This is a genomic window from Peredibacter starrii, from assembly GCF_034259205.1.
In the GTDB taxonomy this organism is placed as follows: domain Bacteria; phylum Bdellovibrionota; class Bacteriovoracia; order Bacteriovoracales; family Bacteriovoracaceae; genus Peredibacter; species Peredibacter starrii.
Window position 1 is genome coordinate 3,029,908 of the sequence record NZ_CP139487.1, and the last position, 20,196, is coordinate 3,050,103.

The window sequence follows — 20,196 nt, forward strand, 5'->3', positions numbered from 1 at the left end:
GCCATGCTCACCGAGGCCATTCATAAAGCCTTAAATAAAACGACTTTTCACAAAGAACTTTTAGAAGTGATGGATTATGCAGTTTTCCCTGCCGGAAAACTCTTTCGTCCTCGCTTGGTGGAAGCTCTGGCCCTGGATCTGAATCACGAGTTAACCCAAGCCCATTTGCATCTGGCGAGTGCCATCGAAATGCACCACGCTTATACCCTCGTTCACGATGATCTTCCGGCCATGGACAATGATCTCATGAGACGTGGAAAACCTTCTACACACGCGCATTTTGGCGAATGGAAGGCCATTCTCGCGGGCGACGCTCTTCTCATCGCTTCGTTCGGTGAATTGATGGAAATGGATCATCCTCGTGCTCGTAATATTCATAAGCTCATGACCTGGGCGACGGGTGCCAAGGGTCTCATCGAAGGACAGTTCCGAGATCTTGCAGCAGATGGGAAAGTTGATATTCAAAATGTCGTTCGCATTCATGAACTAAAGACCGCGCGCCTGATCCAACTTGCAACTCTGGGCTCATATCTTCTCTCACCAAAGGTAACTCTCAGAGGAAAAATCGAATTTTTCCGTCTAGGCCGTGAAATTGGCGTGAGCTTTCAGCTCCTGGATGATTTATCTGATCTGACAGAAACCGAAGTTTCCCCTCACGAAAAAGCGATCAATCCATTCATTAGCAATGGAGAAAAAGCACTGAATGAACTTCGCCTTTCTCATATGCGCTTAACGGCAATTACATTCAAGCATCGCCTTACTCACGTTGAAAAAATGCTTCAGGATTATTTCAAAGCAAATCAGGACAATCTTCTGAAGAAGTTTGCCATTATTGAGCAGAATTCCGGGGATGATTTGCGCGCACTTCGTGAGTGGCTTACCACTTTCGTTTAAACTTTATATCGCGAATAAAATCGAGTGATTTTAGAATCTGATTTTTAACATTTTCCATTGCAGCAGTATCAACTACCGGCGCCGGAACTTGTGCGACTGCAGCCTCTTCAGGTGCTGCTTGCATGCGTGCTTTTGCTTCAGGAATAGAAAGTTTTTCTTCAAACAAAAGCTTCTTAATTCGAAGAATTGCTTCAACGTCTTTACGAGCATAAATCTTCTGCCCACCCTCTGAATCGAAGGGAGCAATCTCAGGAAATTCAGTTTCCCAATACCTGATTACATAAGGCTTCACCCCGGTAATCGGGGTGAGCTCTTGAAATTTGAAATTGGATTTATTCGGAATCGACATGGAGAGAGGCCATCAAAGCACGAGACTATTCGTCATTGTCGTCATCGTCACCATCATCGTAGACGGTATCGTCTTCGTTATTCAGGAACGAGCTTAGTGCACGTGGTTTTGCTTCTTTAATCGGAAGAGCTGTGTTCTCTTTTCCGTTCTCATCTAGACGGTGAGAATATCGCTCAGTGATGTCCTCTTTTAGAATTTGCGAAGGTTTGAAAGTTAGTACACGACGTGCACTAATATTCATCGCAGTTCCCGTTTGAGGGTTACGACCGATACGAGTTGCTTTGTCGCGAATAGAAAAATTCCCGAAACCAGAAATTTTAACTTTCTCGCCTTTTGCTAGAGTGTCTTTAATTACTTTAAAGACGAGATCTACTAATTCCGCAGCTTCTTTCTTCGAGAATCCTGCTTCTTTGTAGATACGCTCTACTATGTCTGCCTTAGTCATGCTCATTGAAAATCTCCCATGAAGTTTCAAAAGCTTATCGCCAATTTTTTAGAATTATTAATAGGTTAGCAGTAAACAGGATTAGTTCAAGAGAAAAAAAATCCGTTTTCTTCGAAATTTCGATGATTTGGGCAGATTATAAATAGATTTCTTTGAAAGACTGGACGAAAAAAAAGCCCCTTACGGGGCCTTCTCAATAAGAATTACTTAGTTGCTTCAAAGATAGCTTTGAAAGCGTTGAAGTCATGAACTGCAAGCTCAGAAAGCATCTTACGGTTGATCGTAATATCTTTCTTCTTAAGACCAGAGATGAACTGGCTGTAAGAAGTGCCAAGCATACGAGCTCCAGCATTGATACGAACGATCCAAAGCTTACGTACATCTCTCTTAAGAAGACGACGACCGATGAATGCGTAATGAAGAGCACGACGAACTGTCTCAGAAGCATGCTTATACTTCGTACGACGGTCGAAGTGGAAACCCTTCGCTAGTTTAAGTACTTTGTTTCTACGTTGGCGGGCTTTAAAACCGCGTTTTACACGTGCCATGATGGCTCTCCTTCTTCGTTCATAGGGGGACTAATTGTCACTTAACCCTATTTCACTACTCTTGATTAATATAAAATCGCGCCAGAGGCGCGATCAAAAAACTACACTAGGTATGGAATACACATTGCGGCGTTATGATAATCACCTGGGTGAACGTAACCCGGAGTGTTCTTATCTTTCTTCGCTTTCTTAGACTTGTTTACAAGTAAGTGACGAAGGTGAGCCTTCTTATACTTAATTTTACCAGTAGCTGTTACTTTGAAGCGTTTTGCAGCTGCACGCTTAGTTTTCATCTTAGCCATATTATGGACTCCCAAAAAAAATGCACCCTTAAAAGAGTGCATGAAGTTATCACGGGATAACTCATATTTAAAGTGTTTTCGTACTATTTTTTCTTGCCTGGGGCAACCATCGCAATTACTCGATTCCCCATCATTTTAGACGGAGCTTCGATCACAGCACCCTTCTCAAGGATCTGTTTCACGATTTCATCGAACTTGGCCAAACCAATTTCTTTATGGGCCATCTCACGTCCGCGGAATTGCATAAGTAGCTTAACTTTATCCCCATGATCAAGGAATTTTTCAATGTGATTCAGTTTCACTTCCATATCGTGTTTTTCGATGTTTGGACGGAACTTGATCTCTTTGATCTCGATCACAACTTGCTTCTTCTTAGCTTCAGCAAGTTTCTTCTGGATTTGGTATTTATACTTACCGTAATCCATCATCTTCACGACTGGTGGAACAGCATTCGGAGAAATTTCGATTAGGTCCAATCCTTCTGAATCGGCCATAATACGTGCCTGGGCCAGAGTAACAATCCCGTAGGCCTTACCATCGTCTCCGAGTAAACGGATTTCATGAGCACGAATTCTCTCATTCACACGTGGTTCTTGAACTTTCTCGCTTATAACCCACCTCCAGAAGTGTTTGGGGTCTTTCTAAATAAATGAAAAATTACAACGCTTTGAATAACCTGACAAGCCTCATTCATGGAAGATAACTTCCGTTTCAAGCACAAGTCCAGGTACCAGTCGTCGACGGACGCAAATGCTAAAGGGTTTTGCGAACGCTTTTGTGGCCTTTTGGGCCCGTAAACGCTTTTCCTCTGCGTCTTCCAGGAGTTCCTGCAGGGTCTCCCCTACAAGCTTCTCACGCCATACTGGAGCGGCCTTCCAATCAATCAGCTTGAGAGGAGCTTCCAGATTCTTTTTCGGTCCAATGACCGATCTTGCTATAAGAGCCCTTCCATTTCCCTCCAGCATTTCGCTCGGGGTATCGGAAAAGAGTAAATAAACGGCCTCTTCTGCCAGATCCATCCCCTCATGAGGAAGGCGATCGTCCAGTTCCTGGCTCTTTTGAAGCCAGTCCTGGCCCATGGAATCCGAAGGAACACAGATCCATCGCATGTTAGCGAGGAGCGAATTCATCACGGCAGGGCCTTATTGAATTTAAGATTAATGGCCACCTGATCATTTAGATCACGGATGAACTTCTCAATCGATTCATCAAGTTTCGCCTGATCGACCACTTTAAACGTACGGTCTTCGTTTCGATCAATCACTTTAGCGTTCTGATGATAAATCAGAGTATCTTTAATGATTGGCACTGCAAATGACTCTGGGTACTTCACGACTCTTCCATGCTCGATCTCAAGCGCGAAAAGTTCTTTCGCCACCTGAATAAAGCGCTCTTGTGTGAAGTTCTCTTGCGAGAGGTATTTCACGGCAAGACTTGAAATGTAGTAGGCCTCGTAAAGATATGAAAGTGCGGTCGAGAAACGACGAACTTTAGTCGCAAGTTGGTAAAGCTCCTGCGAAGAGAGTTTCATACACTCTTCCAGCGACTCCACCCTTCTTCCAAGGGCGTAAGAGATAATGTTCAGAGCTTCTTTGATCATTTCTTTTGCTGAAGGAAGGTAGAACTCGTACTTAAGTTCCTTACGTTTTGCCATAAGGAAGCGAGTCAGTTGCATGCCGTCTTTGATTGAACCGTTGAAAACGTTAAACCAAGTAGCATTAATGATAGCAGGTACTAAGAAGTGATGAAGGATCATGTTCTTGTGGTAGAGAACTTCCACACGACGCTCATCCTTAATCACGTAGTATACCTGATTCAGCTTTTCACGTTTAAGAACTTCGATCTTTTTGTTCCCGATAAACATATCAAGGGCAGAACGAAGAGAATCACGGAAAGAATCGCAATCCAGAGACGGAGTCATCGGGATTTTAAGAGCGCGGCAGTAATCGATCACGTCAATGGCGCGGTCTTCGATTTGTTTCCAGGTAAGAGCACCCGACGGTTCGTCGAGCATAATGAGAGCAAGAAGTGATGAAGGTGTGATCGGCATGCCACGGCCCACGGCCGTAAAACACGAGAACGCTAGCTTCTGAGTGGCTTCTTTTAAGTCACCCTCAAAGCCATTCATCACGAGTGGATCACCAAAGTGAATGTGAATTGTACCCAGGCGCTTGTTAACGAGTTTAATGAGTTTAAAAAGCTGGGCCCCTCTTTCAGGAACCTTCTTACCACCGCCAAGTTCTCTGGCGTGGGCCTTCTCTTCCGGAATGTGCTCGTGAGCAAGTGAAACCGGAATGAACATCAGAGGCTTCTCTTTCATTTGAGAATGGGCCTCAAGAAGCATCTGGAACAGACCGTACTTTGGCTTTAAAAGTTTACCGGTACGGGTACGTCCACCTTCAAAGAAGAACTCTACTACCTGATCGGTTTTCAGAAGATAGTAGATGTAGCCTTCAAACGTGAGCTTATAAAGATGATCTGAAGTGAATGAACGGCGAATGAAAAACGCGCCGGCCTTACCGAAGAATTGGCCAAGTGGGAAAACGTTTAAGTTGATTCCGGCCGCAACTCGAATTGGAACTTCAAAGTTTTTAAACATACTGTAAGTCAGGGCCACATAGTCCGCGTGAGACTGATGGTTAGGCACGAGCACAATATGGTTTTTCTTTTTTAGTTCGTGGAAATCCATTCCTGGAGGAACTTCAAGGTTCACACCATCATAGAGCTTTAAGAAAGTCATATCTACAATAGCAGCAGCAGACTTAACTAAAGTCGGAGAAAACTCTCCGTGAATTTCTTTGAATAGCTTTTTAATTTTCTGAACGTCCTCAGGCTTGGCCTGAAGACGCTCTTGAAGTTTTGGATAAGTTAAAACGATATCTAATGCATTATCAGAAAACATGCCGTCCTAAAGGTTAAGTCCATGTGGTTTCGACTCCATCATACCAGAGGCAGTCATTTCCATGAAACGGGCATTTTTATTAATATCCGCTAATGTGAACGCGTTAAGGTAGGTCATACCTGATCTCACGCCTCCAGTAAGCTCGTGAACAATATTTTCTACTGAGCCTTTGCAGTTGACCCAACGTGCCTCACCTTCTGCGGCCATACCTGTAGGAAGTTCGCCACGCCATGACACTTGTGCGTCTTTAGAGGCCATACCGCGGTAACGCTTGCGCCCACCTTCGATTTCGCCTGGAGTTTCAAGACAACCTGAAAGCATTGAACCAAGCATAACTGTTTGAGCGCCGGCCGCGAAAGCTTTCACGATATCACCTGAAGTCTTGATACCACCGTCAGCAATAACTGGAATGTTATGCTTACGAGCTTCCAGAACACACATGGCAACTGCTGTTAACTGAGGAACACCACAACCAGTGATGATACGAGTTGTACACATTGAGCCTGGACCGATACCTACTTTAACGGCATCAGCACCGTGCTCGATCATTCCGCGAACACCTTCTGGCATCGCTGTATTTCCTGCGATCACGTCGATCTTAGGATATTTCTTTTTTACGTAATCAAGAGTTTCAAACATCATCACCGAGTCGCCGTGAGCGATATCGATGGTGAAGATATCAACACCAGCATCTGCCAGCATATCAGCTCTTCTCATACCGTCTTCTTTCACACCGATTGAAGCAGCAACCAGAACTTTTGCATCTTTTAGAAGCTTCACTTGTCTTACTTGCTCCTCTGGAGACATAAAACGGTGAAGAATACCAAGTCCACCAAGCTCGGCCATCTTTAGCGCCATCTGGTACTCAGTAACTGTGTCCATGTTGGCAGAGATGATCGGAGTTTTCAGGGTGAAGTTTTTTGTCACCTTAGTTTCAAGATTTGGAGCACGACGAGAGTTCATCTCTGAATGCTTAGGCATTAGTAGAACGTCATCGAAAGTTAGACCACGCGATCTTTCCAAAATATCATTTGCTGAGAAGATCAATCCCATGAAAATTTCCTTGGTAAATGTTAGGTGTACGGCCAATCATGCCAAAGGGAGAGAGGTAATGTCTACTAGAAGAAAAATACCGAATCTTCCCTCACGACTTTTCGATCACTTGCCGGCAAATCCGGGCGGTTCGGATATATTAAGATTTTGTTGCGGCTTTCAATGATCTGATCGAATTCTGGTTCAGGATAAGTTTCATGCTCCCCTTTCAAAGGAACAAAACTACAGGCCAGAGTGTCCAGAGACTCAAAATGGTCCGCTTTTTTCTCCAACAAAAGGAGCTGATCAGAGTAACGAAAACCTTTTAGTACAAACAAAAGTTTTCCTCCAACCTTGATTTGCTCATGAAAAGCGCGAGGTAAATCTGAAGCTCCGGCAGTGAAAATTCCCCGATCGTAGGGTGCTTCCGGCGCATATCCTTCTGCTCCATCCGCTAGCAAAATCTCTAAATTAGGAAGATTCATTTTTTGAATATTTTTCTGGGTCGCCCGAGCGAGATCGGGAATTATTTCGAGACTAATGACCTTACCAGAGGGCCCAACCAGATGACTCATGAGGGCCGCATTCCACCCACTTCCCGCTCCTAATTCAATCACTTTTTGTCCAGGATGAAGGTCCAGCATGTCGAGCATCAAGAGCACAAAAGAAGGTTGAGAAATAGTCGAGATGAAGCGCTCATCCTGATATATCCCTAGAGGATAATCCGCGTACATCTCTTCCATGCTGTAATTTTCCTGAATGAATAAATGCCGAGGAGATTTTCGATAGGCCTCTGCGATCTCAGGAGAAAGATGATAACGGGAGACGGAATAGTTAAGAAGTTTTTCGAGATATGGTTCGTAGTTCATGGACCCATTTGAGCTCAGAACATTACGAAGGTCATTTTGCAGACAAACATGCTGCACTGACTCGTCCGGCGTCGGACGAATCAGTGCGCAATTAATAATTACTCGTGTTTAGAATTGAAGTTCTCAATGGCCCCGGCCATAAGAAGCGAGTGAGCACGAATTTTTCTAAGGGCCACAACCATATCTGAATAAGTCAGTGCGGTTACTGGTAAATAGTTTCCTTTTGAAATTCGATCCAAATGCTTCTCACGCATACTATCGGCCCAAAGCTGAAGCTCATGAGACTTGGCCTCAATACGGCTCATGTCCATATCCTCAGAGTTTTGGAAGCCAATGCTGACCATCTCAAAGAAGACCCATACTTCGTCCATAAAACTGAAGAACTCAGTACGGCTTTCACCATCAAGTTTTTCATTCGACTTGAAACGATCGCGATAATTTGCCAGACGCTCGATATAATCGGCGACACTTTCAAGCTCATCAGTAATTTTGATCATGGCCTGAATTTGTTCCGACTGATGGTGCGACATCGGTTTTTCCATCACGTAACAAAGGAAAACTGTGATTTCTTTATGAATATTATCCGTGATGCGCTCATAATCGATGATTTTGGCGAGCATCTTTGGATCGTAATCATCTTTGAACCAGAATTCACGATTGAGTTTGTACATTCTCTCAACGATATCTCGCATCTTCTTAATTTCTGACTCTGCTTGTGCCATTGAGGCCGCAGGTAGCATGTTAGAAGGATCACCAAGCATTAATAGATGAGGAACTTCTTTCTCGGCTCTGTCCGGAGTGAGTTTCGTCACCAGTGCTGCCAATTGGTTGATGAAAGGGATGAAAAGCAATGTCGCCGTCAAATTAAATAGAGTGTGAGCAAGAGCGATATGCTGGGCCACATAAGGTGCCGATCCATCAGGAGCAATATAGCGGGCGTCCTGAGGAATCAGAGAATTCACGATATCAAAATAATAAGGAAGGATCATGAGCATCACGCAAACACCGAAAACATTGAAAAGCGCGTGAGCTCGTGCCGCTCTTTTAGCATTAACAGTGGCACCAATAGAAGCAAGAATCGCGGTAACTGTTGTTCCAATGTTTTCACCAAGAACTAACGTCACAGCTGTATGATATGGGATGACTCCAGAAGTTGCGAGGGCCATCGTAATCCCCAGCATGGCAGAAGACGATTGAACAATCATCGTGAGTAAACAACCCATCAAGATTGAAGCAATATAAGCGCCGTAATGCTCGCCAGAGAAATAAGCAATCGAATCTAAAAAGGCCTGATTGTCACGAAGAGGGACAAAGGCGCTCGACATGGTTTGAAGACCAATGAAAACCAGACCCACACCTAGAACAGCGCGGCCCAAATGTTGCCATTTTTCTGATTTTGAAAAAAGACCTGGAATGAAGCCAAGACCAACAAGAAGAAGTCCGTATTTGTCGACTTTGATGGAGATGATCCAACCCGTGATTGTGGTACCAATATTAGCACCGAAAATGACCCCAATCGCTTGGGTCAAATTCATAAGACCGGCGTTTACGAAACCCACGGTCATAACAGTTGTGACAGAAGAAGACTGAATAATACAAGTAACTAGTAGCCCTACTCCAACCGCCATAAACCGGTTAGAAGTGATGGAATTAATAATCTTCCGAATCACGTCTCCGGCCACCGCTTGCAGACCATCAGACATGAATTTCATTCCGAAGAAGAAAATCCCAAGGCCCCCTAACAGGGTGTAAATAATAGTAAATGCTTCCATCAACTCTCCTTCACAGCGTTCTCTAATCAACCCAGATGGCAAAAGCTATGGGAATTAAAATGTAGAGAATGGTATCTCGAATCAAATAAAATAAAAAAAAGTAAACAAATGCCTTGGGCCCTTTTAGAAACAGCTTTTCCAGCCCCAAATATTGGGCCTTTTTAGACATGGCCACCATGAATTTGGTTTTGCCATAGTGCTTAACAAAAAAAGATATAGCTCCATCAACCCTCTTATCGAAGGCCAAAAAGCGTGATTTCAACCAATTTGTCATAGGCTGTTTTTCCAAAAGGTGAAGAGATTAGCAAAGATGAGATAAAGTGTTTGTGAAGAATGTGTCAAGAAACCTGAGCTCGATAAATTTTAATTGGCCCGGATTTTTTCCCATATTTTGATCGCTTATGACACTTCTATGACAAAAATCTGGCCAAAAAATCTTAAGATTAGCCCATGTTAAATCGCCTCCAGCTCTGGAACTTTGAATCAGGTAAGCTCAACAATGATGAGCTGGCCAGTCATGCATTTGTACTCCGTACATGCCAGCGCACACTCGTTTTAGCATATGATATCTACCCTTTTCACCACGAAAAACTTCCCGAGCACGCATTGGTTGAAGGTCAGGACGCTTACTTATTTCTGCTGGAAACAATTTGTGGTCTTAAAAGTAAACTTATAGGTGAAAATGAAATCGTGGGCCAGTTCAAAGAAGCGTACAAAATCTACGCCTCTTCGACCCTGAAAGACACGAAACTTCTTCTAATCCTGGAAAAGCTTTTCAAAGACGCCAAAGAAATCCGCACTCAGTACTTGATCGGTATTTCTCAAAAGACCTACGCTTCTCTTACTCGCAGACACCTCATCTCTCGCGCAAAAGCTAAGCATGTTGTGGTCATTGGCTCTGGGGCCATGGCGGAAGACCTTATCAATCAATTTAAGAAAAAAGCTCAGATTACAATCTGTGCCCGTAACGCTGAACGAGTGGCAGAACTTGCTAATACTCACGGCTTGAATATCATTCCTTGGGAAAACCGAGATATTCTTGTCACTGAGCCGTTTATTGCCAATACCGTTGGTGCGAACTCAGTTCTTTTCGATGAACACTTCTTCCATACCTGGTCGAAGCTTGAAAATCGTCTGTTCGTTGACCTTGGTGCCCCTTCTACAATCAAGACGCCACTTACTTTCGAAGAGGGTGTTGTGCGTCTAGATGATATCTTTTCTGAAGGCGCAGTGATTGAGAGTCAAAAACAAGCTCAGATCGCTCTCGCTAAAGCTGCGATGCTTTCACTCACGATGAAGCGTCAGTCACTTTTCCAAGAAAAATTCGGCACTTCTTCTACCCTTATCACTCCTCAAATCAATGCGGACGTGAGATACCTCTAGTACTATGACCACTTACAAAATCGGCACACGCGGGTCACTTCTAGCAGTGACACAATCTACTCTTATGAAGAACGAACTTGAGCGCATTTCCGGCGAGAAGTTCGAACTTGTTTTGATCAAAACTCAAGGTGATCAAATTACCAATAAACCTTTGTGGCAATTAGAAGGAAAAGACTTCTTCACAAAAGAATTGGATGAAGCTCTCCTTGCTGGCGAAGTTGATCTCGTTATTCACTCATACAAAGATCTTGGTTCTGAACGTCCGGCAGGGATTAAACTAGCGGCCGTAACAGAAAGAAGATTTGCTCACGATATTCTTTTGATTCCTCAGAAGAACGTTGATGCTCTTAAAAACTGGAGTGGAGATTTTATCGTAGGAACTTCTTCTCCAAGAAGAATTGTGAATCTTACTCGATCACTCAATGAATACATTCCAGGCAAACCGACGATCAAGTGTGAGACCCTTCGTGGGAACATCAATACTCGTATCAAGAAACTTCAGGATGGCCAGTATCACGCCATCACTCTTGCTTTGGCGGGAATTGAGCGCCTTGCTCACACTGAAAAATCTCACGCTGAACTTTCTGAGCTTCTTGCTGGTATGAACTATCTGGTTCTTCCTCAAAGCACCTTCCCTTCTGCTGCTTCTCAAGGCGCACTCGGAATTGAAATGCAGGAAGGCCGTAATGATGGTGGAAAACTTTTTGGATACATTTCAAAACTTGCTCACCCTCGTACAGTAGAAGAAGTTTATCGTGAAAGAAAGGCCTTCAAAGAATATGGCGGTGGCTGCCACTTAGCGGTTGGTATTCACGTAAGACAAATTGGCGACACTTTCCTTAACGTTCACGCTGGTGAAGTTGATGGAAAGCGCATTGATAAAAAGTGGCTTGAGAATTCAAACCACCCGAAAGTTACTGGAAAACTTTTTGTAGGTCTTCCTTTTGGATCAGAACCTGGCATCGTTTATGACGAATATCTTGAGAAGAAACCAGAAGCAAAACAACTGACACTTGATAAGAAGCACTTGTTTGTGACTTCTCGCTACTGTGTCGATACTTTGAAGAATTCAACTAAGCCTCAAGGTCTCTGGGCCGCAGGTACTAAGTCTCTGCGTGATCTTGTTGCCCAAGGTTTCTGGGTCAACGGAACTTCTGATAGCTTAGGCACGGATGATCTGGTTGCACTTAAATCTTCGAAGGCCTTGAAGATCATTCATCCGCACCTGGATGAATCATGGAACGTTCTTACTCACCATATGGGCACATCAGATCTGGGTGAAGTGATTGGTTGCTACGAGCGCGTGGAAAAACATGTGACTCCAGAATATCACCAGAAACTCAAAGAAGTGGGTGCTTGTTATTGGACAAGCTTTCCGCAATATCAGGCCTTCATGCTGAAGTTCCCTGAGCTTTCTCATGCTCACCACTTCTGTGGTCTGGGCAAAACATGGCAAGAATTTCAAAAGGCAGGGGTGCGAGTTCACACTGTCGCTTCGATGGAAGAGTTTTACTCATTAGGAAAATAATATGAATAACAAAGAGCTTTTCGAAAAATCACTTAAATATGTTCCAGGTGGAGTTCATTCACCAGTTCGTTCTTTTAAAGGTCTTCACACGACTCCACGTTTTGTAAATCGTGGTAAGGGTGCTTTCATTTGGGACGAAGAAGGCAAAGATTATATCGATTTCTGTATGAGCTTCGGACCACTTATTCACGGTCACCAGGATCCGGAAATCAAAGAGGCAATCATCAAGGCCCTTGATAATGGTTGGACCTTCGGCGCTTGTGAGAAATATTCTCTAGAGCTTGCTGAATATATCGTTAATAAGATTTCATTCATCGAGCAGATTCGTTTCGTGAACTCTGGAACAGAAGCAGTTATGACGGCGATCCGTCTAGCTCGCGGTGTAACTGGTCGTTCAAAGATTATTAAGTTCAATGGTTGTTACCACGGTCACACGGATTCAATGCTTATCAAAGCTGGTTCAGGTCTGGCCGGTGAAGCTGAAGCATCTTCAAAAGGTGTGACGAAGCATCAGGCAGAAGACACTCTTATCTGCGAACTTGGTGACCTTAATGAAGTAAAAGAAGTGTTCGAGCGCTTCCCTACTAATATCGCCGCTATTTTCATTGAGCCACTTCCGGCCAACAATGGTCTTCTTGTTCAGTCACAAGAATTCCTTCAAGGTCTACGTGACCTTTGTACGAAGTATGGTGCAATGCTGGTGTTCGATGAAGTTATTTCTGGTTTCAGAATTGGTTTCGGGGGTATGAGCGAGAAGACAGGGATTCACCCTGATATCGTGACTTACGGTAAAATTATCGGTGGTGGTATGCCAGTGGGTGCAATTGCCGGTAAAAAACAAGTGATGGAATTCCTGGCACCAATCGGTCCGGTTTACCAAGCGGGAACTCTTTCTGGTAACCCAGTTGCTATGGCAGCGGGTCTCGTGAACCTTAAAAAATTAACTCCAGAAGCTTACGTAAAACTAGAGAACAACACGAAAAATGTTGTCGCTCTTATGAAAGACTGGATGGATAAGAACGGTTTCGAAGATTACCAGACTATTCAGTATGGTTCTCTCTTCTACCCGATCTCTAACCACAATAAATTAACAAAGATCGGTGACCTTCCGGCGAATATGAACGAGCGCTTTAAAAAGCTATTCGAAATCATGCTGAACAAAGGCATCTACCTTGCTCCAAACGCTTACGAAGTGGGCTTTGGTTCTCTTGCTCACGATGAAAAAGTGCAGGAAGAAATGAAACGGAGATTATGGACGTAAATAAGACCCGCCGTTGGTTTTATGGTCTGACTCTTCTATGGGTCTTTATGCTCCTGGGTCTTGGGAGTTGGTGGCTCTTTCTCGTTTTTAAACTCCACTCCACGATGAGTGAACTCAATTTACCGGAACTCGGCTCTCAGAGCCGATTTCTGAATATGATGAGGTGGGAAGGTACATTCTTCTTCATCTTTCTGGTTCTCTTGGGTGGATCACTCTTCCTCATGTATTTCCGTGACATGAAAAAGTCTAAGGCCATGCAGGCCTTCTTCTCTTCTCTGTCCCATGAACTTAAAACCCCACTGGCGAGTATGCGCCTTCAGGCAGAAGTGATTAAGGACATGATCGAGGATGAAACTCACGATCATGATACTTTATCGAATCTTACGAAACGTTTAATTGAAGACACTCACAAGCTTGAATCTGAACTTGAGAAAAGTCTTCAGCTTTCACGTATTGAACAAGATGCACCTCTTACTCTCGTGCCAGTGAGTATTGAACGCTTCATTAAACGTCAGGAACAAAAGCTTCAGTCTCCACTTAAGGTGGAGCTCAAGATGGACATGGACGCAAGAGAAGTCATGGCGGATGAACTTGCCTTGAATCTTATTTTCAGAAACCTTTTCGAAAATACTCTTCGTCATAACAAAGACACGAAGCAAGTTTCAATTGCTTGTCGAAAGCATGGTCCTTGTGTGGAAATTACTTACGATGATCATGGAAAGAAATTCACGGGGGACATGAATCTTCTAGGAAGCCTTTTCTATAAATTTGAATCAAGTAAGGGCTCTGGGATCGGACTTTATCTCATCAAGAACCTTATGCGAAAGATGCAAGGTCAGCTTGAGATCTTGAATGCAGACCGCTTAAAATTTCGTCTGACTTTCTTAGCACCAACAGGAGAAACCGATGTCTGAACTATCGCTTCTCTTAGTTGAGGATGAAGCTAACTTGGGTCAAACCCTTCGCGATTATCTTCGTTCAAAGAAATTCAATGTGGATCTCGCGGCCACATGTGCGGAAGCGCGTGTGAAGTTCGCTCAGATGAGGCCCGCGATTGCGATTCTAGATATTGGTCTACCAGATGGAGATGGAATTTCTCTAGCTCGTGAATTCAGAAAGCTTAGTAAAGAATGCGTGCTGCTTTTCTGTACTGCTCTTAACGACCCAACTCTTCGTGTGGAAGGTCTGGAGCTTGGTGCGGAAGATTACGTCACTAAACCGTTTGAGCTTAAAGAACTCACTCTAAGACTTGATCGCATTTTAAAATCACGACAAATCACTCTCCATAATCCGGACGAATATCGTTACGGGAAACTGGTTTTCTGGCCCAAGCGTTTTGAGATTCAGGATGCTGACGGACATATCTCATCTCTAGGTCAGAAAGAATGCGCCATTTTGGAACTCTTAATTGAGAAGAAAAACGAAGTGGTGTCTCGTGACGAGATGATTGAAAAAATCTGGGGAGAAAACAGCTTCCCGACTAACAGAACTATCGACAACTACATTGTTAAACTCCGGAAATGGGCGGACTCAGATACATCTCAGGTCCAAATCACATCCGTGAGAGGCATTGGCTATAAATTAGAATGGAAAGGACATTAAATGGACATCTTTGAAAACCGCGGATCAACACTTCCAGTATGGTTCATGCGCCAAGCGGGCCGTTATCACTCACACTATCAGGGAATCAAAAAGAACTCTGATTTCATGACTATGTGTAAAAATCCGGAGCTTGCTTGTGAAGTAACTCTCGGGCCTATCCAGGACTTCGGTTTTAATGCCGCCATCCTTTTTTCTGATCTATTGTTCCCACTTGAACAATTAGGCATGGGTCTTTCTTATCACTCTGGTCCACCAACTCTAGAATGGCACCTGCAATCAAAAGAAGACATCCAAAAGCTAAAACTAAAAGCTCCAGGTGAAGAGTTTTATAAATTCCAAGGCGAAGCTTGTAAGCTTCTTCGTGAACGTCTTCCAAAAGACGTAACACTACTTGGTTTCGTGGGTGCGCCTTTCACGCTTTATACATATGCAGTTGAAGGTTCTCACGCCGGAAATCTTGTTTCAGCAAAACAAGGTCTATTCGACGGTCGCTTCGAAGCATTCTGTAATATCTTGATGCCAGAACTTCTGAAAGAAATGCTTATGCAAGCAAACAATGGTGCTCAAGCGGTTGCTCTATTTGATACAGCAGCTGGTGAACTTTGTGTGGCCGACTATAAGGAATTCATCGTTCCTAAAATCACAGCTCTTCTAAAAGAGTTCAAAGCAAAGTCTCCAAAGACGAAAGTGATTTACTACTCTAAGCACACTCAAGCGGGCTTCATTAAGGCCCTTGATCTCACAAACATTGATGTTATCGGTGTTGATTGGAGATGTGATTTAGTTGAGATCCAAAAGCTTCTTCCTCCACATTGCTTCATTCAAGGAAACCTTGATCCAGCTTGGTTACACCTTCCGAATGAAATCATGCTGAAGAAAGCAGCAGCTTACTATCAGGACCTTCGTGACAGAGGTTTAGATTTTAAACGTTGGGTAGCGGGTCTAGGTCATGGTGTTCTTATTCAGACGCCAGAAGAGAACGTAAGAACCCTGGTAAAACTGATCCAAACACAAAAAATTTAGTCCTCTTTACGGGAGCTTAGGAAGTTACAATTTGTTACACATTCCTTGCACGATCCCATGTTAAGATTGGATTACAGCCATGGAGGTACGTATGAATAAAATTCTTTTGGCCCTATTTGTTTGTGTATTTTCAGTCGGTGCTCTTGCCTGCGGAGGCAATGGTGCTAAAGACAAAGATGAAGAGAAAAAGTTATTTGAAACCACGATGATTCGACCGGTTTAAAATCGAAGGGGCCTTTAAGGCCCCTTTTTTTTGGTCTGGTTTTGTTCAAGCGCATTCAATCTTTTCTCAAATATTTCATTCTGTTTTTTAAGAAGCTCGTTCTCTTCTTTGAGAGAAGCGATTTCGCGTTTGAGTTCTTTGCTCTCTGTGAAAAGTTCTTTAATTGAATTTACCATCGCCCAGAAGATCGGAGTTGTATTAAGGGAGAAGAATCCGTCTTTGTCTTTTTTAACTGCATCCGGAATTTGCTTCTGCACTTCCTGAGCAATAACTCCGGTGTATTCTTCATCAGGAGAAATGTCTTTCTTGTTACCTTTTTTATAACGGAATTTGATGGTCTCGATGTTGGCAACTTCTTTCAAACCATACTCATACTTACCAGTCACATCTTTAAGTCTTCTATCAGAAGGCACCACCCAACCTACGTCCCCCCCATTTCGATAAGGAGTTCCAGTGATACGAAGATCGCCGGTTACATCTAGTACATAGGCAGGTGAAGTGGTACCAATTCCTACACGTCCGGTAGTATCAATGTTCAAACGGGAAATACCATTCGTCACAAGCGACACGTTAGTAGCACCCACACCACCCATTTCGACTTGGTTTAAAGGCGTGTAGTAACCAAGATAACCTTTCTTAGTACTGAACATGATTTGTCCATTCACATCCAATTGGGCCCCCGGATTTGAAGTACCAATCCCAACATTTCCGCCGAAAGGCTGAATTGAAAAATTTTTATGTGTGGCCGAATCGGCCGACATCAGACCCCAAACATCTTCACCGAGCCATCCAAACTGGATATAATCATTGTTCGCCGAACTTGTACTCATTAAGCGCAAAAGAGCGTTAGCACCAATATTTGACATTATATTAGGGGCCTGGATCTCCATTTTCGCTCCAGGTGCGGTGGTTCCCACTCCTATGTTACCTAAGCTGTTCGCAATCAACGTCCCTACCGGAGCACGAATATCAAACCTGTAAGGAATATGTGAAAGAACATTTGCAGAGTCCCTATTTTGAATCTCGAGATTATTGTTATAGTGAACAATGAAGGCCTCATTATTTGCACCACCAGTTGTTTCCTCTAATAAAATTCCGGCCGCTGGAGCTTTGATATGCAGAGGTGCCAAAGGAGTTGTTTGACCAATACCCACGTTACCAGCACCCGTTACATTGAAAAAAGAAGTCCCATTCAAAATGGCATTTAAAAGATAACTACCATTTGAAGTCAGCCCCACATTATCTTTCGCAAGAAACTGCACCCCAGTATTTGTAACACCTCCGTCAGTACCACTAATGAAAGCAGCATTGACGTTGGATAGACCATTGAAAGATTTTACTACATGCAAGCGAGACGTAGGAGCTGCAGTTCCAATTCCGATATCACCGTTCGCTTCAATTCGCATTCTTTCAGTTGTCCCACCTGCTGTCATGTTCGTATGAAATGTAATCGGTGTATTGGTGAAGGTATCAATTCGAAATGGGTTCGATGAAGATGATTCAAGATAAGTAACTGTGCCACCGGCAGTTGGTCCCCAAGTCCCCATGGTAATCGAGTTAGTTCCTGCGGCGGCAGTAAAGCCCGTACCACCTGCAGAGTTCGAGTTTGTATTCACCACTCTTCTATTTGTGGTCGTGTTTGAAGTCATATCAATAACATTGTTAGCGCCAGGAATACCGCCAATTCCAACGTTACCTACTGATCGATACACATCACTGCCTGATGTCTGCCAAAGATTTACAGCTGCAACAGCGCTGTCCACGTATTGCTTGTTAGTGACGTCCGTTAAACTCGAAGGAGCGTTGGCATTTCGTAATATACTCGTTCCACTAAATGTAAATGTACCAGCTGCCAGAGAATCTCCTGCATTATTCACAGGAGTGAAACCAAGAGCGGTCGTAATATCCGAAGATGAAAGAGAAGACCAAGCAGATGTATTCGCACCACTTGCTTTTAAAAACTTACCGGCGTCCCCTGCAACGGGTGAAGGAAGAAGAGAAGTACTGATATCCACAGTCGGGTTACCAGAAACACCGTTACCATTTGTTACCGTAGTTCTGTTCGTTACTCCTGCAACACTTCTTCCTGTAAATGTATCGGCCGCAGTTTGAACCAAAATGCCATTCGTATTGTAGGCCGCGAGCGAAGTCAAAGTTCCATCAGCAGCTTGTTTGTCAGTATCAAGCTCATTTAGCGCAGCTTGAACAGTGGTTGAAGCAATTGATCCTGCAGGAGTGTTCGTTACTAAAGTAGCAGTGTAATCCCCTGCAGTGGCAGTCACCGCACCAGTTCTTCCAAAAACAGTTGTAATGGGTGAAGCTGTTGGAGTAATCCAAGTCATCACACCGGCCGCACTTGAAGATAAAACTTGTCCGGCAGTCGGTGCAGTTAATGGAAAAGTATAACTAATGTTCGCTCCCAAAGAAGTTGGTGCTCTTAGGGTAACGTAGTTTGCATTATCGGATTTTAAACGAAGAGTTCCGTTAACGGCGATGTTACCAGTAACATCTAATTTCTCTGCCGGAGAACTGTTTCCAATCCCTACACTTCCAAGCGAAGTAATGATCATCTTCTCCGAGCCATCTGTATCAAAGCGAATATTATTTTCATTGGCCGCGGCCTCAACACGAATTCGCGTTCCGGTATCGCTGTCAGCGATAGAATTTGGAACCGGCGTCGCAGGACCACAATTCTTCATAATGCTGGTTACAGTACCGTTGGCATTGATCTGATTGTTTGACCAGTTATCCTGATGGTAGGCCACAGATGTTCTTGATCCTTTCGAAATCGAAAGATAGTTCATCGTGGTATTAGAATTCATGGTGTTGGAAATATGTTGAATAACATCTGTGCGGATGACGTTGGCATTATAAACCACTCCACCGGCAGTGAAGCGATAACGACAACTCATATCGAAATCACTGGTATCCGAAAGAACTTCACTCACCCATGTCCCAGTCGCACCGCTACTGACAGAGCTCACCTGATTATCGACATAAAATTTTGTGGCGGCATCTGTGCCTACTGTTGGTTCTGCCAGGCCATTAATTTGATTGTTCCCCATCGCAATAGCGCCACTCATGGTACCACCCGCGAGAGGAAGTTTTGTGTTATCTACAGAGACATCGGCCACACATGAAAGGGTCACGGTTGGAAGGGATGTCAGGGTAAGAACTTGTCCTGCAAAACAACTAGGAAGTGCTGCTGAAAGAATAAGGTCCCAGCTTGTTCCATAGTTCATGGTCGCGAGAGTCCCTAGACCTAAATTTGTTCTGGCCCCGGCAGCGGTGTTAGCACCAGTTCCACCTTGAGTAAGTCCTAAATAGGCCAGTTCACTCATCACTCCCGATCCATTGTTAGCTAAAACATAATTGGGAGTTCCATTCGCAAGTTTTGAACGAGTAATACTTCCGGCCAAATGTGAGTCTGTTACTCCTCCATTTGCAATGGCGATCGTTCCCGAGTTCGTGATCGTACCACCAGACAATCCAGTTCCCGCAGTAATGTCGGTCACTGTACCACCAGTTGCACCAGTCACAGGTTTTGGTTCCCACTTCGAACCTGTCCAAGTGAGAACTTCATTATTGTTTGCATTTAACTTTGAAAGTCCGTGAGCAATCTGTGCAGATGGAACAGCATGGAGCTCTTGAAATGAATATGTTTTGCTTGCAGATAAATTAGTCACTCTAATTGCTGGTGCATTTGGGTCAGTGATCGTACCCATGACTTGTGATAGCGTTGGAGTTCCGCAATCGAGTTCAAGCTTCACATGAAAAACACCATTGGTTAGAGCGACGTTATTGATGTCTTGAGTACATAAAATGATCGAAGTGTTGGCAGTGCTTGCGAGATCAAAACGAAGATTTACTGGACCAACAACAGGTGAACCGTTGGCATTTACAAGACGACCGGAATAACTGAGAGATTCAGCGAACGCGTGCGGACACATGATTGTCATCACGAATGCGAACACGAATAGAAAGTTAAACTTGGAAATAAGTCTCATATTCTAAAGACTTATCGACACTTATTAGGATTAAATTAATGATTTGGAACAGTCTG

The 20,196-nt window shown here is 43.8% G+C and carries 19 protein-coding genes; 8 read left to right on the forward strand and 11 right to left on the reverse strand.

Annotated elements, in window-relative coordinates; genetic code table 11:
• The first annotated feature begins 3 nt into the window (after positions 1–3).
• On the forward strand, positions 4–894 hold the full coding sequence (locus tag SOO65_RS15090) for a polyprenyl synthetase family protein (protein WP_321391924.1): 891 nt from the start codon (positions 4–6) through the stop codon (positions 892–894).
• Here the strand turns inward: SOO65_RS15090 and SOO65_RS15095 are convergent.
• The 10 genes from SOO65_RS15095 to SOO65_RS15140 form a co-directional block, all read right to left on the reverse strand.
• Positions 878–1,243, reverse strand: coding sequence for a MerR family transcriptional regulator (locus SOO65_RS15095; protein WP_321391927.1), 366 nt, complete (start codon positions 1,241–1,243; stop codon positions 878–880). The genes SOO65_RS15090 and SOO65_RS15095 overlap by 17 nt on opposite strands.
• 25 nt (positions 1,244–1,268) lie before the next feature.
• Entirely contained in the window at positions 1,269–1,688 is a 420-nt protein-coding gene (locus SOO65_RS15100; protein ID WP_407677017.1) for an integration host factor subunit alpha, read from the reverse strand.
• A 203-nt stretch (positions 1,689–1,891) separates the two neighbouring features.
• Positions 1,892–2,236, reverse strand: a complete 345-nt coding sequence (gene rplT, locus SOO65_RS15105; protein WP_321391933.1) for a 50S ribosomal protein L20 — start codon at positions 2,234–2,236, stop codon at positions 1,892–1,894.
• A gap of 101 nt (positions 2,237–2,337) precedes the next feature.
• A complete protein-coding gene (rpmI, locus tag SOO65_RS15110) occupies positions 2,338–2,538 on the reverse strand; it encodes a 50S ribosomal protein L35 (RefSeq protein ID WP_321391935.1) in 201 nt (66 codons plus the stop codon).
• Positions 2,539–2,621: 83 nt separating this feature from the next.
• Positions 2,622–3,122 carry a translation initiation factor IF-3 gene (gene infC, locus SOO65_RS15115; RefSeq protein WP_321391938.1) on the reverse strand — a complete coding sequence of 167 codons (501 nt, stop codon included), beginning with the start codon at positions 3,120–3,122 and terminating at the stop codon, positions 2,622–2,624.
• 102 nt (positions 3,123–3,224) lie between these two features.
• Positions 3,225–3,671 (reverse strand): hypothetical protein, encoded by a 447-nt coding sequence (locus SOO65_RS15120; RefSeq protein WP_321391941.1) that lies wholly within the window; start codon positions 3,669–3,671, stop codon positions 3,225–3,227.
• Positions 3,668–5,440: a 1-acyl-sn-glycerol-3-phosphate acyltransferase gene (locus SOO65_RS15125; RefSeq protein WP_321391944.1), complete on the reverse strand. Its 1,773-nt coding sequence runs from the start codon at positions 5,438–5,440 to the stop codon at positions 3,668–3,670. The genes SOO65_RS15120 and SOO65_RS15125 overlap by 4 nt, the downstream gene beginning before the upstream one ends.
• Positions 5,441–5,446: 6 nt before the next feature.
• On the reverse strand, positions 5,447–6,493 hold the full coding sequence (locus SOO65_RS15130; RefSeq protein WP_321391947.1) for a guanosine monophosphate reductase: 1,047 nt from the start codon (positions 6,491–6,493) through the stop codon (positions 5,447–5,449).
• Between the two features lie 65 nt (positions 6,494–6,558).
• Positions 6,559–7,341 carry a protein-L-isoaspartate O-methyltransferase family protein gene (locus SOO65_RS15135; RefSeq protein ID WP_321391958.1) on the reverse strand — a complete coding sequence of 261 codons (783 nt, stop codon included), beginning with the start codon at positions 7,339–7,341 and terminating at the stop codon, positions 6,559–6,561.
• Positions 7,342–7,439: 98 nt separating this feature from the next.
• Positions 7,440–9,113, reverse strand: coding sequence for a Na/Pi cotransporter family protein (locus tag SOO65_RS15140; protein ID WP_321391961.1), 1,674 nt, complete (start codon positions 9,111–9,113; stop codon positions 7,440–7,442).
• Between the two features lie 450 nt (positions 9,114–9,563).
• Here SOO65_RS15140 and SOO65_RS15145 point away from each other — a divergent pair, with 450 nt between their 5' ends.
• From SOO65_RS15145 to SOO65_RS15175, 7 genes are all read left to right on the forward strand, one after another.
• A complete protein-coding gene (locus SOO65_RS15145) occupies positions 9,564–10,496 on the forward strand; it encodes an NAD(P)-binding domain-containing protein (protein WP_321391964.1) in 933 nt (310 codons plus the stop codon).
• Positions 10,497–10,560: 64 nt separating this feature from the next.
• Positions 10,561–12,024 carry a hydroxymethylbilane synthase gene (gene hemC / locus SOO65_RS15150; protein ID WP_407676967.1) on the forward strand — a complete coding sequence of 488 codons (1,464 nt, stop codon included), beginning with the start codon at positions 10,561–10,563 and terminating at the stop codon, positions 12,022–12,024.
• A gap of 1 nt (position 12,025) precedes the next feature.
• Positions 12,026–13,285: a glutamate-1-semialdehyde 2,1-aminomutase gene (locus SOO65_RS15155; RefSeq protein WP_321391970.1), complete on the forward strand. Its 1,260-nt coding sequence runs from the start codon at positions 12,026–12,028 to the stop codon at positions 13,283–13,285.
• A complete protein-coding gene (locus SOO65_RS15160; protein WP_321391973.1) occupies positions 13,276–14,199 on the forward strand; it encodes a sensor histidine kinase in 924 nt (307 codons plus the stop codon). Before SOO65_RS15155 ends, SOO65_RS15160 begins: the two co-directional genes overlap by 10 nt.
• Positions 14,192–14,887 carry a response regulator transcription factor gene (locus SOO65_RS15165; protein WP_321391976.1) on the forward strand — a complete coding sequence of 232 codons (696 nt, stop codon included), beginning with the start codon at positions 14,192–14,194 and terminating at the stop codon, positions 14,885–14,887. Before SOO65_RS15160 ends, SOO65_RS15165 begins: the two co-directional genes overlap by 8 nt.
• On the forward strand, positions 14,888–15,910 hold the full coding sequence (locus SOO65_RS15170; RefSeq protein WP_321391979.1) for a uroporphyrinogen decarboxylase family protein: 1,023 nt from the start codon (positions 14,888–14,890) through the stop codon (positions 15,908–15,910).
• Positions 15,911–16,001: 91 nt separating this feature from the next.
• On the forward strand, positions 16,002–16,133 hold the full coding sequence (locus SOO65_RS15175; RefSeq protein WP_321391981.1) for a hypothetical protein: 132 nt from the start codon (positions 16,002–16,004) through the stop codon (positions 16,131–16,133).
• Between the two features lie 14 nt (positions 16,134–16,147).
• Here the strand turns inward: SOO65_RS15175 and SOO65_RS15180 are convergent, their stop codons facing one another.
• Positions 16,148–20,140, reverse strand: a complete 3,993-nt coding sequence (locus SOO65_RS15180) for a tail fiber domain-containing protein (RefSeq protein WP_321391985.1) — start codon at positions 20,138–20,140, stop codon at positions 16,148–16,150.
• Positions 20,141–20,196: the final 56 nt, after the last annotated feature.

Bases quoted from the DNA above. Each gene is read 5' to 3' on its own strand.
- SOO65_RS15090 (WP_321391924.1), top strand. From the start codon at position 4: ATGCTCACCGAGGCCATTCATAAAGCCTTAAATAAAACGACTTTTCAC.
- SOO65_RS15095 (WP_321391927.1), bottom strand. From the start codon at position 1,243: ATGTCGATTCCGAATAAATCCAATTTCAAATTTCAAGAGCTCACCCCG.
- SOO65_RS15100 (WP_407677017.1), bottom strand. From the start codon at position 1,688: ATGACTAAGGCAGACATAGTAGAGCGTATCTACAAAGAAGCAGGATTC.
- rplT (WP_321391933.1), bottom strand. From the start codon at position 2,236: ATGGCACGTGTAAAACGCGGTTTTAAAGCCCGCCAACGTAGAAACAAA.
- rpmI (WP_321391935.1), bottom strand. From the start codon at position 2,538: ATGGCTAAGATGAAAACTAAGCGTGCAGCTGCAAAACGCTTCAAAGTA.
- SOO65_RS15125 (WP_321391944.1), bottom strand. From the start codon at position 5,440: ATGTTTTCTGATAATGCATTAGATATCGTTTTAACTTATCCAAAACTT.
- SOO65_RS15130 (WP_321391947.1), bottom strand. From the start codon at position 6,493: ATGGGATTGATCTTCTCAGCAAATGATATTTTGGAAAGATCGCGTGGT.
- SOO65_RS15135 (WP_321391958.1), bottom strand. From the start codon at position 7,341: ATGAACTACGAACCATATCTCGAAAAACTTCTTAACTATTCCGTCTCC.
- SOO65_RS15140 (WP_321391961.1), bottom strand. From the start codon at position 9,113: ATGGAAGCATTTACTATTATTTACACCCTGTTAGGGGGCCTTGGGATT.
- SOO65_RS15145 (WP_321391964.1), top strand. From the start codon at position 9,564: ATGTTAAATCGCCTCCAGCTCTGGAACTTTGAATCAGGTAAGCTCAAC.
- hemC (WP_407676967.1), top strand. From the start codon at position 10,561: ATGAAGAACGAACTTGAGCGCATTTCCGGCGAGAAGTTCGAACTTGTT.
- SOO65_RS15155 (WP_321391970.1), top strand. From the start codon at position 12,026: ATGAATAACAAAGAGCTTTTCGAAAAATCACTTAAATATGTTCCAGGT.
- SOO65_RS15160 (WP_321391973.1), top strand. From the start codon at position 13,276: ATGGACGTAAATAAGACCCGCCGTTGGTTTTATGGTCTGACTCTTCTA.
- SOO65_RS15165 (WP_321391976.1), top strand. From the start codon at position 14,192: ATGTCTGAACTATCGCTTCTCTTAGTTGAGGATGAAGCTAACTTGGGT.
- SOO65_RS15170 (WP_321391979.1), top strand. From the start codon at position 14,888: ATGGACATCTTTGAAAACCGCGGATCAACACTTCCAGTATGGTTCATG.
- SOO65_RS15175 (WP_321391981.1), top strand. From the start codon at position 16,002: ATGAATAAAATTCTTTTGGCCCTATTTGTTTGTGTATTTTCAGTCGGT.
- SOO65_RS15180 (WP_321391985.1), bottom strand. From the start codon at position 20,140: ATGAGACTTATTTCCAAGTTTAACTTTCTATTCGTGTTCGCATTCGTG.